The organism is Aeromonas sp. FL131 (assembly GCF_049860615.1).
GTDB lineage: Bacteria > Pseudomonadota > Gammaproteobacteria > Enterobacterales > Aeromonadaceae > Aeromonas > Aeromonas hydrophila.
In genome coordinates this window covers 4,157,226-4,171,871 of record NZ_CP187595.1, presented here as the reverse complement: position 1 = coordinate 4,171,871, position 14,646 = coordinate 4,157,226, and the positions used below count along the sequence as shown (strand labels likewise).

Genomic DNA, 14,646 nt, shown 5'->3' with positions numbered 1-14,646 from the left:
TCCCCGGGGCGGCGCGGGCAGGCACGCATAACCCATCACGGAGGATTTATGACATACAGGGTCAGCAACTTCATCGACGGCGAGACGACCGAGAGCCGCAGCGAGCGCTTCGGAACCATCTTCAACCCGGCCACCGGCCAGCAGCAGGGCCAGGTGGTGCTCAGCACCGCCGCCGAGTGCCAGGATGCCATCGCCAGCGCCGAGCGCGCCCTGGCTGACTGGGCGCAGACTCCGCCGCTGGTGCGAGCCCGGGTGCTGTTTCGCTTCAAGGAGTTGATGGAGCAGCACAGGGACGATCTGGCGCGGCTGATCAGTCGCGAGCACGGCAAGGTGTTCTCCGACGCCCAGGGCGAGCTGACCCGTGGCCTCGAGGTGGTGGAGTTTGCCTGCGGCATTCCCCACCTGCTCAAGGGGGAGCACTCCCTCAACGTGGGCCGCGGGGTCGACAGCCACTCCATGATGCAGCCGGTGGGTGTCTGCGCCGGCATCACCCCGTTCAACTTCCCGGCCATGGTGCCGCTGTGGATGTTCCCGGTGGCCATCGCCTGCGGCAACACCTTCATTCTCAAGCCCTCCGAGAAGGATCCCTCCCTCTCCCTGCGCATGGCCGAGCTGCTCAAGCAGGCCGGCCTGCCGGACGGGGTGCTCAACGTGGTGAACGGTGACAAGGAGGTGGTAGACGTGCTGCTGACCGACCCGCGGGTCGGTGCCGTGTCGTTCGTCGGCTCCACTCCCATCGCCCAGTACATCTATGCCACCGCCTCGGCCCACGGCAAGCGGGTACAGGCGCTGGGCGGCGCCAAGAACCACATGCTGGTGATGCCGGATGCGGATCTCGAGCTGGCGGTCTCCGCCCTGATGGGAGCGGCCTACGGTGCGGCCGGCGAGCGCTGCATGGCCATTTCGGTGGCCGTGGTGGTGGGGGATGAGACGGCCGATGCGCTGGTGGCCAGGCTGTCGCCGCTGGTGGCGGCGCTGCGGGTGGGCCCGGGGCTGGGCCAGAGCCCGGAGAACGAGATGGGGCCGCTCATCAGCCGCGAGCACCTGGCCAAGGTGCGCGGCTATGTGGATCAGGGGGTGGCCGAGGGGGCCGAGCTGGTGGTGGACGGCCGGGGCCTGAGCCACGGTGAGGGTTACTTCATCGGCGGCAGCCTGTTCGACCGGGTCGGCCCCGAGATGCGCATCTACCGGGAGGAGATCTTCGGCCCGGTGCTGGCCATCGTGCGGGCGCCGGACTACGAGACGGCGCTCAGGCTCATCAACGAACACGAGTACGGCAACGGCACCGCCATTTTCACCTGTGACGGCGACACCGCGCGGGACTTCACCGCCCGCGTGCAGGTCGGTATGGTAGGGGTGAACGTTCCCATCCCGGTGCCCATGGCGTTTCACAGCTTTGGTGGCTGGAAGCGGTCCATCTTCGGGCCGCTCAACATGCACGGGCCGGATGGGGTGCGCTTCTATACCCGGATGAAGACGGTGACTGCCCGCTGGCCCCAGAGCCTGCGGGCGGGCGCGGAGTTCTCCATGCCGACAATGAAGTAATCAACCATGCAGCAGCTAGCCCGGACATGGCCCGGTGGCAGGAATCCACCTTCGTTCGCCGCTATCACTGTGAAGGAGTAACAGATGCGACTGGGAATTCTCGATTGTGACCGGCTGGACCCCGACTTGGTGGGGGATTTCGGCCCCGTTTACTCCGAGATGTTTATCAAGGGCTTCCGGGCGCTGGCCCCCGGGCTGGAGTTTCGGGTCTGGTCGGCGCTCGATGGCGAGCTGCCGGCCGATCTGCACGAGTGCGATGCCTGGCTCATCACCGGCTCGCGCCACGATGCCTACAGCGACATCCCCTGGATCCGGGCGCTGCGCGACTGGATCCGGCGTGCCCACGATGCCGACGTCAAGCTGGCCGGGGTCTGCTTCGGCCACCAGGTGATCGCCCAGGCGCTGGGGGGCGAGGTGATGAAGTCCACCAAAGGCTGGGGGCTGGGGGTATCGGTCCATCCCATGCTGGCGCGGCAACCCTGGATGGAGCCTGGGCTCGAGACCATCCGGATCCTGGCCAGCCACCAGGATCAGGTGGAGCAGCTGCCACCGGGGGCCACCCGGCTGGCGGGCAATGATTTTTGTCCCAATTTCATGTTTTTGCAGGGTGACCACATAGTGGCCATCCAGGGACATCCGGAATTCTCGGTGGAGTACAACCGGGCGCTGATCGAGCGGCGGCGGGATCTGCTGCCGGACGATCGTTACCAGCGCAGCCTCTCCTCGCTGGAGGGAGAGGTGGATTCGGCCACCATGATGCAGTGGTTGTTGCAATTTTTGGGCATCCTGCCCGGCGCCGACACGGCCGCCGGCGGGATCACAGCAGGAGAGCGAGCATGATTATTGGCGTACCCAAGGAAATCAAAAACCATGAATACCGGGTCGGCATGACTCCCGCCGGAGTGCAGGAGCTGACGGCCCGGGGACACAAGGTGCTGGTGCAGCAGCAGGGAGGCGAGGCGATCGGGCTGTCCGACGCCGAGTACCAGGCAGCCGGTGCCGAACTGGTGGCCAGCGCGGCGGAGATCTTCGCCCGGGCCGAGATGATAGTGAAGGTGAAGGAGCCCCAGCCGGAGGAGTGTGAACTGCTCAGGCCGGGTCAGCTGCTGTTCACCTATCTGCACCTGGCGCCGGATCCGGTGCAGACCCAGCTGCTGGTGCACTCGGGGGCGGTGGCCATCGCCTACGAGACGGTGACCGACGAGCGCGGCGGCCTGCCGCTGCTGGCGCCCATGTCCGAGGTGGCGGGGCGGATGGCGATCCAGGCCGGCGCCCACAGTCTGGAGAAGGCGCAGGGGGGTAACGGCACCCTGCTGGGCGGGGTGCCCGCGGTGGCGCCTGCCAAGGTGGTGGTGCTGGGCGGCGGGGTGGTCGGCGTCAACTCGGCGCGCATGGCGCTGGGATTGGGGGCCGACGTCACCATCCTGGATCGCTCCCTGCCGCGACTGCGGGAGCTGGACAGCCTCTACGGCCCGGCCCTCAAGACCCTCTACTCCACCCGTACCAACATAGAGGCGTGCATTGCCCAGGCCGATCTGGTGATCGGTGCCGTGCTGATCCCGGGGGCGGCGGCGCCCAAGCTGCTGACCCGCGACATGCTCAAGCTGATGCGCAAGGGCTCGGTGCTGGTGGATGTGGCCATCGATCAGGGCGGCTGTTTCGAGACCTCCCACCCGACCACCCACGAGGAGCCTACCTACGTGGTGGACGGCATCATCCACTACTGCGTGGCCAACATGCCGGGCGGGGTGGCGCGCACCTCCACCTTCGCGCTGACCAACGCCACCCTGCCGTTCGTGCTGGCGCTGGCCGACAAGGGCTACGCCCGGGCGCTGCAGGACGATCGTCACCTGCGGGCCGGTCTGAACGTGTTCAAGGGCAAGATCACCCAGGCGGCTGTGGCGCAGGCGCTCGGCTATGAGTACGTCAGCGCCGAGTCGGTACTGGGCTGACGCAGCCGTCGCTCGCCCGCTCGGCAAACGTCGAGCGGGCTCACAAACCCCGCGATTTCAGGGAGGGCCGCCACGGCCCTTTCTCATATACTGGGCTCCCCTGTCAGTGAGGTCTCTTCATGTCCCGCATTCTGCTGCTCGCCAATCTCAACTGTGATCACGTGCTCTCTCTCTCCGAACCCCTGGTGGCCGGTGCCCGCCTGCAATACCTGGATCAGGGCCGCCGGCTCGGCGGTGGCGCTGCCAACACCGGCATCGGGCTGGTGTGGGCCGGCCATGAGGTGACCATCGCCTCGCGCATCGGGCTGGACGAAACCGGCGACTGGCTGCTGGAGCAGGCGGCGGGCTACGGTCTGGATTGCAGCCATGTGGAGCGTTTCGGCGGCGAGACCGGCGAGCTGCTGATCCTGGTGGACTCCACCGGCGAGCGCACCATCCTTCGGCGGCCACGGCGCCCGGACCTGCCGGGTGATCTGCCGAGCGAGGGGGTGGACTGCCTCTATGTGAACTACCCGGGCACCGCCATCATCGGCTACATGCGCCAGATGCTCGGCAAGAGCTTCGTGGTGGCCCAGTACCCCAAGGGCGGCCAGGCGCGTCGCCCCTGTCACGTGCTGGTGGCCTCCCGCTCCGACCTCGGCGAGGTGGACGACCCCTGGCAGCATGCCCGCCAGATCGCCGGCGAGCAGCTGGCCTGGCTGGTGCTGACCGAAGGCAAGGCGGGGGCGGTGGCCATTCACGGTGAGGAGCAGATCCGGGTGGCGGCGCGGCCGGTGTCGGTGGTGGACACCACGGGGGCGGGGGATGCCTTCGCCGGCGGTCTGATCCACGGGCTGGCGCGAGGCATGGCGATCCGGGATGCACTGCAGTGCGCGGTGGACTGGGGCGCCTTCGCGGTCGCCTCCGAGAGTTCCATCCCCTCCAGCGCCCTGAAAAACTGGCTCAGGCAGCCGCACTGAGCCGCCATGAACCGTTGCCGATGAGGTCGCCTTGTACGGGCCGAGGCGGAGGGGAAAACCGGCGAATTTAACCGCCATAACCCCCCAAAACCTTGGACTAACCCTGCAAGTTTGCGATCAATCAAAGAAAGTGTCGATTTATGTGCATCTTCATCGACACCCGCCTGAGCTGCTCTTAACCTTGTCATTCCACGACTCAGATTAAGATGCGGACCTTGCGCGGGCGCAAGCGCTTCCCCGCCTCTTAGCTTTAGGTTGTCGTCCTGATTTCTGACTTGTAGTAAGAGGCAAGTGCGACCATGCAACTGACACGATTTACCGACTATGCCCTGCGTACCCTGACTTTTCTGGCGGTCCAGCCGGGAGATCGCCTGTCGACCATCACCGAGGTGGCCGATACCTTTGCCATCTCCCGCAACCACGTGGTCAAGATAGTGCATCAGCTCGGTATCAAGGGGTACATAGAGACGGTGCGTGGCAAGCATGGCGGCATCCGCCTCGGCCGCTCCGCCGTCTCCATCAATTTGCGTGACGTGGTGATGGACATGGAGCACGTGCTCTGCCCGGTGGACTGCAAGCGCGAGAACTGCCGCCTCTCCGGTGGCTGCCGCATCCAGGGTATTCTGCGCCGCGCCATGAACGCCTTCCTCGAGGTGTTGGGGGAGTACACCCTGGCCGATGCGGTGCGCGATCCGACCCGGCTCTGCCACCTGCTCGGCATCGAACAGGATTCGATTCTGGCCATGGCATAAGCCAGGCAAGCATGACAAAGGGGCCCACGGGCCCCTTTGTCATGTCCGGGGTTTGAGTTCAGAGCTGGGGGATCAGGGTGATGGCGCCGTGCAGGCAGGCGAGACCGCAGGCGCCGCAGCCGTCGCAGGCCGCCATGTTGATGCTGACGCCGTCGGCGGTAGCCTTGATCGCCTGCTGGGGGCAGGCATCTTCACACAGCAGGCAGTAGAAGCCCTGCCGGGCCTGGCAGCTGGCCTCGATCCGCACCCGGGTCTGCACCTGACGACCCAGCTGCAGGTCGAGGGCGCCGGTCGGACAGGCTCTGGCGCAGCTGCCGCAATAGCTGCACTGGCCGCAGGCGAGATCCAGCACGGGGGTGCCGGCGATGGGGGTGTCGTCGTATTCGGGCTGGTTGGCCGGTTTGAGCAGGCCGTTGGGACAGGCCTTGAAGCATTCACCGCAGCGGGAGCAGAGAGAGAGGAACTGGGACTCTTCGATGGCCCAGGGGGGACGCGCTTCGTGACAAACCACCTCCGGTTTGCGAGAGCCCCCCAATGCTTGCGTCAGCCAGCGACAGAAAAAATGAGTCATGCTCACCCCTGATACCTATTAGGGGTTAATTTTATCCAAGTTTCCCTTCGCAAGCCAGAGAATAGCGCCGGCCAGGATCGCAAGCCGGGTTGCCCTTGTGTAAGCTAGGCGGGTCTTTTTGCAGGATTGAATGAACTCATGTGGTTATTTCTGTGGCGTGCTTCTCTGCTCTATGTCTTCCCCTTGCTGATGTGGGGCTACTGCCGCATCAAGGGGATCGAATTCGTCGAGCTCGACACCGGAGTTAACAGTCACAAGTGGGTGGTGCTGGCCGCCTATCTGCTCTACGTGCTGCTCTGGCTGCTGCTCAACCGCTATCTCGAACTCTTTCTGCGTCAGCGGAGCCGCAAATGATCGAGCCCGGGCTCTGGAGCCTGCTGCTGGCTGGCGCCGTGCTGGCGGTCGGTCTCGGCTGGCTGGTGGGCCGGCGTGGTGCGGCACAGCTGGCCCAGCAGGTGCTGCTGAGCGAGGAACGCCAGCAGGCGCTGCAGGATCGCTGTGACGAGCTGCAGGATGAAAAGCTGCAGAGCCAGCAGAAGCTGGAGCAACAGCAGACCCTGCTGATCAAGCTCACCGCCCGTCTCAAGGATGCCGAGGCCACCCTGCGCAGCGAGCGGCTGGCCGCCGCCGAGAAGCTGCAACTGCAACAGGAGGCGGAACAGCGCCTCAGCCAGCAGTTCGAGAACCTCGCCAACCGGATCTTCGAGCAAAACTCGGGCAACTTCCGCGAACTGAACCAGAACAGCCTGGATCTGCTGCTGACGCCGCTGAAAGAGCAGCTCGAGGGCTTTCGCCGCCAGGTGGGGGAGACCCACGCCCAGGAGACGGCCCAGCGCCACAGCCTCAAGTTCGAGCTGGAGCGCCTGGCCGAGCTCAACGCCCGCATGACCGAAGAGGCGGCGGCGCTGACCCGCGCCCTCAAGGGCGACAGCAAGCAGCAGGGCAACTGGGGCGAGGTGGTGCTGGCGCGGATCCTCAGCGAATGCGGCCTGCGCGAAGGCCACGAGTACCATACCCAGGTCAACATCGAGGTGGACAAGGGCAAGCGCTACCAGCCCGACGTCATCGTCCACCTGCCGCAGGACAAGGACATCATCATCGATGCCAAGGTGTCGCTGACCGCCTACGAGCGCTGGTACAACAGCGATGACGAGCTGGAGAAGGCGGTGGCGCTGAAAGAGCACGTCGCCTCGGTGCGCAACCATATCCGCGAGCTGGGCCGCAAGGATTACCAGCAGCTGCCCGGGGTGCGCACCCTCGATTACGTGCTGATGTTCGTGGCGGTGGAGCCCGCCTTCCTCACCGCGGTGGAGGCCGACCCCTCGCTGGTGCGATTCGGGCTCGACAACAACATCCTGCTGGTGAGCCCCACCAACCTGATGGTGGCGCTGCGCACCATCGAGAACCTGTGGCGCTACGAGCGGCAGAACCAGAATGCCCGCCAGATCGCCGAGCGGGCCGGCCGCCTCTACGAGAAGCTGCGGCTGTTCGTGGAGGAGATGCAGCAGCTGGGTGGCAGCCTGCACCGGGCGCAGGAGAGCTACGACAAGGCGATGGGGCGGCTGGTCAACGGGCGCGGCAACCTGATCGCCCAGGTGGAGCGCTTTCGCGAGCTGGGGGTGGAGGTGACCAAGACTCTGCCCGAGCCGCTGGTCAACCGGGCGCTGGAGCGGGAAGACCCGGCCGAGTGAGACGGAGCTTCATGCAATAAGAAGGGCAGCCAGTGGCTGCCCTTCTGCATTTCTTCGTCTTGATACCCTTCGCCATTCGATCTCGCGAGCTCGCTGGTTACTGCTTCCAGAAGGAGGGGAAGAAGAGCACCGCCACGGTCAGGATCTCGAGCCGTCCCAGCAGCATGCCGAACGACAGGATCCACTTGGCCGAGTCCGGCAGGGTGGCGAAGTTGGTGCTGGGGCCGATGATCGGCCCCATGCCCGGACCCACGTTGGCCACGGCGGTGATGGAGCCCGAGATGGCGGTCAGGGGATCCAGCCCGATGGCTGCGAGCAGAGCGGCGATCAGCAGGATGACAGCGAAGTAGGCCAGCACGAACGAGATCATCGAGCGGATGATGGCGTCGTTGACCGGGCGGCCGTTGTACTTCTGCGGGAAGACGCCGGAGGGGTGCATCAGCTGGCGCATCTGCTTCTTGAACAGGGCGAACGCCACCTGTACCCGGAAGATCTTGAGGCCGCCGGCGGTGGAGCCGGAGCAGGCGCCGAGGGCCAGCAGGATGATGAAGATGATGCTGGTGAGCGGGCCCCAGGTGCCGAAGTCACCGAGCCCGAAGCCGGTGGTGGTGAGCACAGAGACGATGTTGAAGCAGCTGATGCGCAGGGCATCCATGAAGCCGTAGATGTCCCTTAGCCACAGGTAGAAGGTGACCACCACGGTGACCCAGACCACCAGCCAGAAGAAACCCTGGACCTGGGCGTCCTTGAGCAGGCTGTTGTCGCGCCGGCTCAGGCTCTGCACATAGAGCAGGAAGGGCAGGCCGCCGAGGAACATGAAGACGGTACCGATCCAGTGCGCCGAGTTGGAGAAGTGGGACATGGATTGATCGGAGGTGGAGTAGCCGCCGGTGCTGAGGGTGGTCATCGAGTGGTTGACCGCTTCGAACAGGGTCATGCCGCTCACCCAGTAGGCCAGGAAGCAGAGCATGGAGAGCACCAGGTAGACCAGCACTATGTTGTTGGCCACTGTCTTGGCACGCGGCGCACTCTTGTCGGACCAATCCGAGCTCTCGGTCTGGAACAGCTTCATGCCGCCCACGTTGAGGTAGGGCAGCACCGCCACCGCCATCACGATGAAGCCCACCCCGCCCAGCCACTGCAGGATGGAGCGCCACAGCAATATGCTGTGGGCCATGCCGTCGAGCCCCGACAGCACGGTGGAGCCGGTGGTGGTGACCCCTGACATGGTCTCGAAGTAGGCGTCGGTGAAGTCGATGTGATTGATGAAGAAGAAGGGCAGGGCACCGAAGATGCAGGCTACCACCCAGACCGAAGTGGTGAGCAGGAACATCTCCCGCACGCCGAGGTGGAACACCGCCTTGCGGCCGTAATGCAGGCAAAGCAGAGCCGCGCCGTGAGTGATCAGCACCGACTTGAGAAACTCGACGAACCCCTCGGAGCCGGTCAGCAGGGCCAGCAGGGTGGGCAGCCACATGAACAGGGCCAGCTTGGAGAGCACCAGCCCGAGGGTGAAGATGATGGGACGCAGCTTGATCATGCAAGATAACCTGGTCGTTGATTGACAAAAGACCCGGACAATCCCTGGTAGAGGCTGTGCCGGGTCTGGGTTGTGCTGCCTGGGTGCATGGGTAGATTACAGGAAGAAGGGACTTGGCTGGAACAGACGTTCCACTTCCGGAATGTACTTCTTGTCCACCAGGAACATCACCACGTGGTCATCCTGCTGGATCTGGGTCCGGTCGTGGGCGATCAGCACCTCGTCACCGCGCACGATGGCGCCTATGGTGGTGCCGGGCGGCAGCTTGAGCTCGCCCACCGTCTTGCCGACCACCTTGGAGGTGTTCTCGTCCCCGTGGGCGATCGCCTCGATGGCCTCGGCCGCGCCGCGGCGCAGGCTGTAGACGTTGGCGATGTCGGCCCGGCGCACGTGGGTCAGCAGGGCCGAGATGGTGGCCTGCTGCGGCGAGATGGCGATGTCGATGGAACCGCCCTGCACCAGATCCACGTAGGCGCTGCGCTGGATCAGCACCATGGTCTTCTTGGCGCCCATCTTCTTGGCGAGCAGGGCCGACATGATGTTGGCCTCGTCCTCGTTGGTCACCGCGATGAAGACGTCGATCTGGTCTATGTGCTCCTCCGCCAGCAACTCCTGATCCGCCGCATCGCCGCAGAAGACGATGGTGTTTTCCAGCACCTCGGAGAGCTGCTCCGCCCGCTTCTGGTTGCGCTCGATCAGCTTCACGCTGTAGCGCTTCTCCAGCTGGCGGGCGAGGCCGGCGCCGATGTTGCCGCCGCCGACGATCATGATGCGCCGGTAGGGGCTCTCGAGCCGCTGCAGCTCCGACATCACGGCGCGGATATGACCCGCCGCCGCCACGAAGAACACCTCGTCATCGGCCTCGATGATGGTGGTGCCCTGTGGGCGGATGGAGCGGCCCTGACGGAAGATCGCCGCCACCCGGGTCTCGATGTTGGGCATGTGATCGCGCAGGGTGGAGAGGGCGTTACCCACCAGCGGGCCGCCGTAGTAGGCCTTGACGGCCACCAGACCCACCTTGCCGCCGGCGAAGTCCACCACCTGCAGGGCGCCCGGGTACTCGATCAGCCGGCGCACGTAGTCGGTCACCAGCTGCTCGGGGGCGATCAGGTGATCCACCGGCACGGATTCGGGCAGGAACAGTCGATCCCGTTCCACCAGATAGGCCGGCGAGCGGATCCGCGCCACCTTGTTGGGGGTGTTGAACAGGGAGTAGGCCACCTGGCAGGCGACCATGTTGGTCTCGTCGCTGTTGGTGACCGCGACCAGCATGTCGGCATCCTGGGCACCCGCTTCACGCAGCACCTTGGGATGGGCGCCGTGGCCGTTGACCACCCGCAGGTCGAACTTGTCCTGCAGCTCGCGCAGCCGGTCGCTGTCGGTGTCGACGATGGTGATGTCGTTGTTCTCGCCGGCCAGGTTCTCGGCCAGGGTGCCGCCGACCTGACCGGCGCCCAGAATGATGATCTTCATAGGACGGCCTCATGAGCGTCGCCGTTGCAACGGCGGCCAGGGTGCGTGGGGACGGTCATCAACAGGATGAATCTCATAGGGAAAGCGCGCTCGATGTTGGGCAGTAATGGGTGCCGCAAGCGGCACCCGTCGTAATGATGGCCCTGCTTACCGCTTGATCAGCTTGGCATAGTAGAAGCCGTCCATCTCGGCCTCGCCCGGCAGGAACTGGCGACCCGGGCACTCCGGGGTGTCCTGCGCATGCAGCGGCACCAGAGTGGCGTCCGGGGTGGCCGCAAGGAAGGCGCGGATCTGGTCGCGGTTCTCTTCCGGCAGTACGGAGCAGGTGGCATACAGCAGAGTACCGCCGCTTTTCAGTTTCGACCAGAGGGCGCCAAGGATGCGGTGTTGCAGCTCGGCCAGCTCGCGGATGTCCTGATCCCTGCGCAGCCACTTGATGTCGGGGTGACGGCGGATGACGCCGGTGGCGGAGCAGGGGGCATCCAGCAGGATGCGGTCGAACTGGCCTTCCGGCCACCACAGATCCGGTGTGCTGGCATCGCCGTGGATCACCTTGGCGGTGAGGCCGATGCGATCCAGGTTCTCCTGCACCCGCTTGAGGCGGTTGTCGTCGGCATCGACCGCCACCACGCCAGCCAGCGCGGGCTGGCGCTCCAGCAGGTGGGCAGTTTTGCCACCGGGGGCGGCGCAGGCATCCAGCACCCACTCGCCCGGCTGCGGATCGAGCAGCGCGGCGGCCTGTTGTGCTGCGCCATCCTGTACCGAACAGTCGCCGACCTCGAAGCCGGGCAGCTTGGTCACGTCGCAGGGACGTTCCAGCAGGATGCAATCCTCGCCCTCTTCACCGGCCATCGCATTGATGCCGGCCTCGGCCATGCGGGCCAGCATCTGCTCGCGGCTCTGGCGTTGGCTGTTGTTGCGGATCCACATGGGCGGGCGCTGGTTGTTGGCCTCCATGATGAATTCCCACTCATCCGGATAGGCCTGGCGCAGCCGCTTGGTGAGCCACTCCGGGTGGCCGAGACGAATGCTGGGGACTCGGTCGATGCGCAGCAGAATGACTTCGGCGCTGCGCTGGAAGTTGCGCAGCACACCGTTGATGAGGCCGCGCAAGGAAGTGCCCTTGAGCAGTTTGACGGCGTTGACGGTCTCGGCCACCGCGGCGTGAGCCGGAATGCGGGTGTAGATGAGCTGATAGAGACCGACCAGGATCAGATAGTGGAAGATGCGGCTCTTGTTCTTGAGCGGCTTGTCCATCATCTCGCCGACCGCCGCATCGAGACGGGGCAGCCAGCGCAGGGTGCCATAGCAGAGTTCTTGCAGGAGGGCGCGATCGCGGGGCGCAACCTTCTCCTGGGCAGCAGGCAGAACGGCGGAGAGGGACTGGCCCTGATCCAGCACCTGTTGGATGACGAGAGCAGCCTGTGCGCGTGTTTTCATAGTGTTACCTTAGATGCGCAAGTCGGGGCCTGGGCCCCGCCTTGTGTCAATTCAGTTCAATTCAATTGCGTGCCGGGTTCAAACCAGTCGCGGCGAGAGTTGAGCAGGTCAGTCACGGACATGGCCTTCTTGCCGGGTGGCTGCAGGGTCAGCAGGCGCAGCACGCCCTTGCCGGTGGCGATGTCAATCCCCTGTTTGTCAGCCTTGAGCAGGGTACCGGCCGCCTGGCCGTGATCCTGTGCGACGACCTCGGCCTGCCATACCTTGACGGTCTGGCCGGCGACTTCAAACCAGCTGATGGGCCAGGGGTTGAAGGCGCGGATGCAGCGTTCGATGGCGACAGCCTCCATCGACCAGTCGATGCGGGCCTCTTCCTTGGAGAGCTTCTCGGCGTAGTTGGCCAGTGCATCGTCCTGCGCTTCGGCGGCGGTGTTGCCGGCAGCCATGGCATTGACGGTGTCGACCAGCGCCTGCGGGCCCAGTCCGGCCAGCTTGTCATAGAGGCTGGCAGAGGTTTCGTCGGCGGCGATGGGGCAGCTCACCTTGCGGATCATGGCGCCGGTATCCAGCCCCACATCCATCTGCATGATGGTGACGCCGGTTTCGGCATCACCCGCCCAGATGGAGCGCTGGATCGGGGCGGCACCGCGCCAGCGCGGCAGCAGGGAGCCGTGCACGTTGATGCAGCCCAGCCGCGGAGTGTCGAGCACGGCCTTGGGCAGGATCAGGCCGTAGGCGACTACCACCATCAGGTCGGCGCCAAGGGCGGCCAGCTCGGCCTGGGCCTCTTCCTTGCGCAGGGAGGCGGGTTGATAGACCGGCAGCTCGTGGGCCAGCGCCAGCTCCTTGACCGGGCTGGCGGTGAGCTTCTGGCCGCGGCCGGCAGGCTTGTCGGGCTGGGTGTAAACGGCGACGACCTCGTGGTCGGAAGACAACAACGCCGCCAGGTGACGGGCGGCGAAGTCGGGAGTACCGGCAAAAATCAGTTTCAGCTTATTCAATGGGGCAGATCCTCAGAGGACTTTGCGATCTTCACGGGCCATCTTTTCCAGCTTCTGGCGAATGCGCTGGCGCTTGAGCGGGGACAGGTAATCCACAAACAGCTTGCCGACCAGATGGTCCATCTCATGCTGGATGCAGATGGCGAGCAGATCGTCTGCTTCCAGCTCGAATGCCTTGCCGTGGCGATCCAGGGCGCGTACTTTGACCCACTCGGCGCGGGGCACCAGGGCACGACTGCCGGGCACGGAGAGGCACCCTTCCTCGATGCCGGTGCTGCCGGCCTGTTCGATGATCTCGGGGTTGATCAATACCAGAGGATCTTCACGGTTTTCAGAGACATCGATCACTATGATGCGCTGATGAATGTCGACCTGAGTGGCGGCAAGGCCGATGCCTTCCTCCGCGTACATGGTTTCGAACATATCATCTACAATGTGTTGTAACTCGGGTGTAAAGGTCTCGACAGGGGCTGCGACGGTACGCAGACGCTCATCGGGGAAACGCAATACATCTAGAATGGCCATAGTTTTTTCTTTAGTTTCGTATAAATGCAGTCAATATTGGCGTAATTCTAGTCATTTACGCCGACAAAAAACAGCAACACTTTGCGCGCAGAAGTAACAGGGAGTGTTATGTATCTGAAGCAAACCATCCTCGCCTGTCTGTTGGCCACCCTGAGCCAGGGCGTGCTGGCCGACCAGCTGAAACTGAAAGCGGGTTATCCCGAGACCTATGTGGTGCAAAAAGGCGATACCCTCTGGGATATTTCCGGCCAGTATCTGGCAGAGCCCTGGCTATGGCCAAGGCTCTGGAACATCAACCCGCAGATCGCCAATCCCCACTGGATCTACCCGGGCGACGTGTTGCACCTGAGCTGGGTCAACGGCGAACCGCGCCTTGGCAAGGCGATGCAGGGCGGCAAGCAGGTTGTTCGTCTCTCTCCCAGGAGTCGTTACGAGAACAAGGCCAACCCCATTCCGACCCTGCCGCTCAGCGAGATCGGCCCCTTCCTGCAAACCGACCATATTCTGGCTGACAGCCAGCAGGCAAAGCAGCTGCCTTATGTGCTGGGCAATGATGAGGCACACATTGGCATGCTGGAGGGGGATACCCTCTACGTACAGGGCGCACTGATCCCGGGTCAGGACTATGGCATCTATCATCCGGGGACCATCTACAAAGACAAGAAGAGTGGCGAACAGCTGGGGCAAGAGGCGGTCTTCGTCGGCACGGCCAGGGCGGAAGCCCTGCTGCCGGACGGCCGCACCCGGGTTACCCTCAGCCACAACCAGCGTGAGGTGTATCAGGGCGACAAGCTGATGCCGTTCCCGCCGCAGGAGAGCCTCTCCGCCGTGTTCACTCCCAAGGCTGCCCCCGTCATTTCGCCCGGCTATATTGTCGACTTGCCGAGCAAGGCCCGCGGCGGTGGCAAGTTCGACGTCGTGCTCATCAACAAGGGCATACGTGATCAGGTGGCACCCGGTGATGTGCTGGAGATCCTGCGGCCCGGCGCCCGGCTGGTGAGCAAGAATGGCAAGGTCGCCTATCGGGAGTACTCCTCGGTCTATGACAAGGCGTTCTATTCGACCGGCAAGCCACCCCTGCCGTCAGAGGCCGTGGCCCGGGTCATGTTGTTCAAGGTGTACGACAAGCTGAGTTATGGCCTGATCCTGCAGAGTCAGGACATGGTCAGCACCGGTTATCAGGTCAGCAACTTCTGA

Annotated in this window: 14 protein-coding genes; 8 read left to right on the top strand and 6 right to left on the bottom strand. The window is 64.4% G+C overall.

Annotation, left to right across the window (positions count from 1 at the left end):
- Window positions 1-48: 48 nt before the first annotated feature.
- The 5 genes from ACPW75_RS19405 (at window position 49) to ACPW75_RS19385 (ending at window position 5,208) form a co-directional block, all read left to right on the top strand.
- Window positions 49-1,545, top strand: a complete 1,497-nt coding sequence (locus tag ACPW75_RS19405; protein WP_077095849.1) for a CoA-acylating methylmalonate-semialdehyde dehydrogenase — start codon at window positions 49-51, stop codon at window positions 1,543-1,545.
- 84 nt (window positions 1,546-1,629) lie between these two features.
- Window positions 1,630-2,385 carry a glutamine amidotransferase-related protein gene (locus ACPW75_RS19400; RefSeq protein ID WP_011704255.1) on the top strand — a complete coding sequence of 252 codons (756 nt, stop codon included), beginning with the start codon at window positions 1,630-1,632 and terminating at the stop codon, window positions 2,383-2,385.
- On the top strand, window positions 2,382-3,497 hold the full coding sequence (ald, locus tag ACPW75_RS19395; RefSeq protein WP_017410574.1) for an alanine dehydrogenase: 1,116 nt from the start codon (window positions 2,382-2,384) through the stop codon (window positions 3,495-3,497). Before ACPW75_RS19400 ends, ald begins: the two co-directional genes overlap by 4 nt.
- 119 nt (window positions 3,498-3,616) lie before the next feature.
- Entirely contained in the window at window positions 3,617-4,456 is an 840-nt protein-coding gene (locus ACPW75_RS19390) for a PfkB family carbohydrate kinase (protein ID WP_011704257.1), read from the top strand.
- 299 nt (window positions 4,457-4,755) lie between these two features.
- Complete coding sequence (locus tag ACPW75_RS19385; RefSeq protein ID WP_011704258.1) at window positions 4,756-5,208, top strand: Rrf2 family transcriptional regulator; 453 nt, start codon at window positions 4,756-4,758, stop codon at window positions 5,206-5,208.
- Between the two features lie 58 nt (window positions 5,209-5,266).
- On the opposite strand, the gene ACPW75_RS19380 is transcribed toward ACPW75_RS19385, so the two are convergent.
- Window positions 5,267-5,779, bottom strand: a complete 513-nt coding sequence (locus tag ACPW75_RS19380; protein ID WP_011704259.1) for a ferredoxin-type protein NapF — start codon at window positions 5,777-5,779, stop codon at window positions 5,267-5,269.
- 138 nt (window positions 5,780-5,917) lie between these two features.
- Between ACPW75_RS19380 and ACPW75_RS19375 the strand changes: the two genes are divergently transcribed.
- Both ACPW75_RS19375 and rmuC read left to right on the top strand, forming a co-directional pair.
- Window positions 5,918-6,133 carry a hypothetical protein gene (locus tag ACPW75_RS19375; RefSeq protein ID WP_016349071.1) on the top strand — a complete coding sequence of 72 codons (216 nt, stop codon included), beginning with the start codon at window positions 5,918-5,920 and terminating at the stop codon, window positions 6,131-6,133.
- Window positions 6,130-7,470 carry a DNA recombination protein RmuC gene (gene rmuC / locus ACPW75_RS19370; protein WP_077095848.1) on the top strand — a complete coding sequence of 447 codons (1,341 nt, stop codon included), beginning with the start codon at window positions 6,130-6,132 and terminating at the stop codon, window positions 7,468-7,470. The genes ACPW75_RS19375 and rmuC overlap by 4 nt, the downstream gene beginning before the upstream one ends.
- A gap of 97 nt (window positions 7,471-7,567) precedes the next feature.
- On the opposite strand, the gene ACPW75_RS19365 is transcribed toward rmuC, so the two are convergent.
- The 5 genes from ACPW75_RS19365 to def form a co-directional block, all read right to left on the bottom strand.
- The gene (locus ACPW75_RS19365) at window positions 7,568-9,010 is read right to left on the bottom strand and encodes a TrkH family potassium uptake protein (RefSeq protein WP_011704262.1); all 1,443 of its coding nucleotides are present in this window, start codon (window positions 9,008-9,010) and stop codon (window positions 7,568-7,570) included.
- A gap of 96 nt (window positions 9,011-9,106) precedes the next feature.
- Complete coding sequence (trkA, locus tag ACPW75_RS19360) at window positions 9,107-10,483, bottom strand: Trk system potassium transporter TrkA (RefSeq protein ID WP_011704263.1); 1,377 nt, start codon at window positions 10,481-10,483, stop codon at window positions 9,107-9,109.
- A 147-nt stretch (window positions 10,484-10,630) separates the two neighbouring features.
- On the bottom strand, window positions 10,631-11,923 hold the full coding sequence (gene rsmB, locus ACPW75_RS19355; RefSeq protein WP_017410576.1) for a 16S rRNA (cytosine(967)-C(5))-methyltransferase RsmB: 1,293 nt from the start codon (window positions 11,921-11,923) through the stop codon (window positions 10,631-10,633).
- 56 nt (window positions 11,924-11,979) lie between these two features.
- Window positions 11,980-12,924: a methionyl-tRNA formyltransferase gene (gene fmt / locus ACPW75_RS19350; protein ID WP_077095847.1), complete on the bottom strand. Its 945-nt coding sequence runs from the start codon at window positions 12,922-12,924 to the stop codon at window positions 11,980-11,982.
- Between the two features lie 12 nt (window positions 12,925-12,936).
- Window positions 12,937-13,449: a peptide deformylase gene (gene def / locus ACPW75_RS19345; RefSeq protein WP_011704266.1), complete on the bottom strand. Its 513-nt coding sequence runs from the start codon at window positions 13,447-13,449 to the stop codon at window positions 12,937-12,939.
- 108 nt (window positions 13,450-13,557) lie between these two features.
- Here def and ACPW75_RS19340 point away from each other — a divergent pair, with 108 nt between their 5' ends.
- Window positions 13,558-14,646 (top strand): LysM peptidoglycan-binding domain-containing protein, encoded by a 1,089-nt coding sequence (locus ACPW75_RS19340; protein WP_190283813.1) that lies wholly within the window; start codon window positions 13,558-13,560, stop codon window positions 14,644-14,646.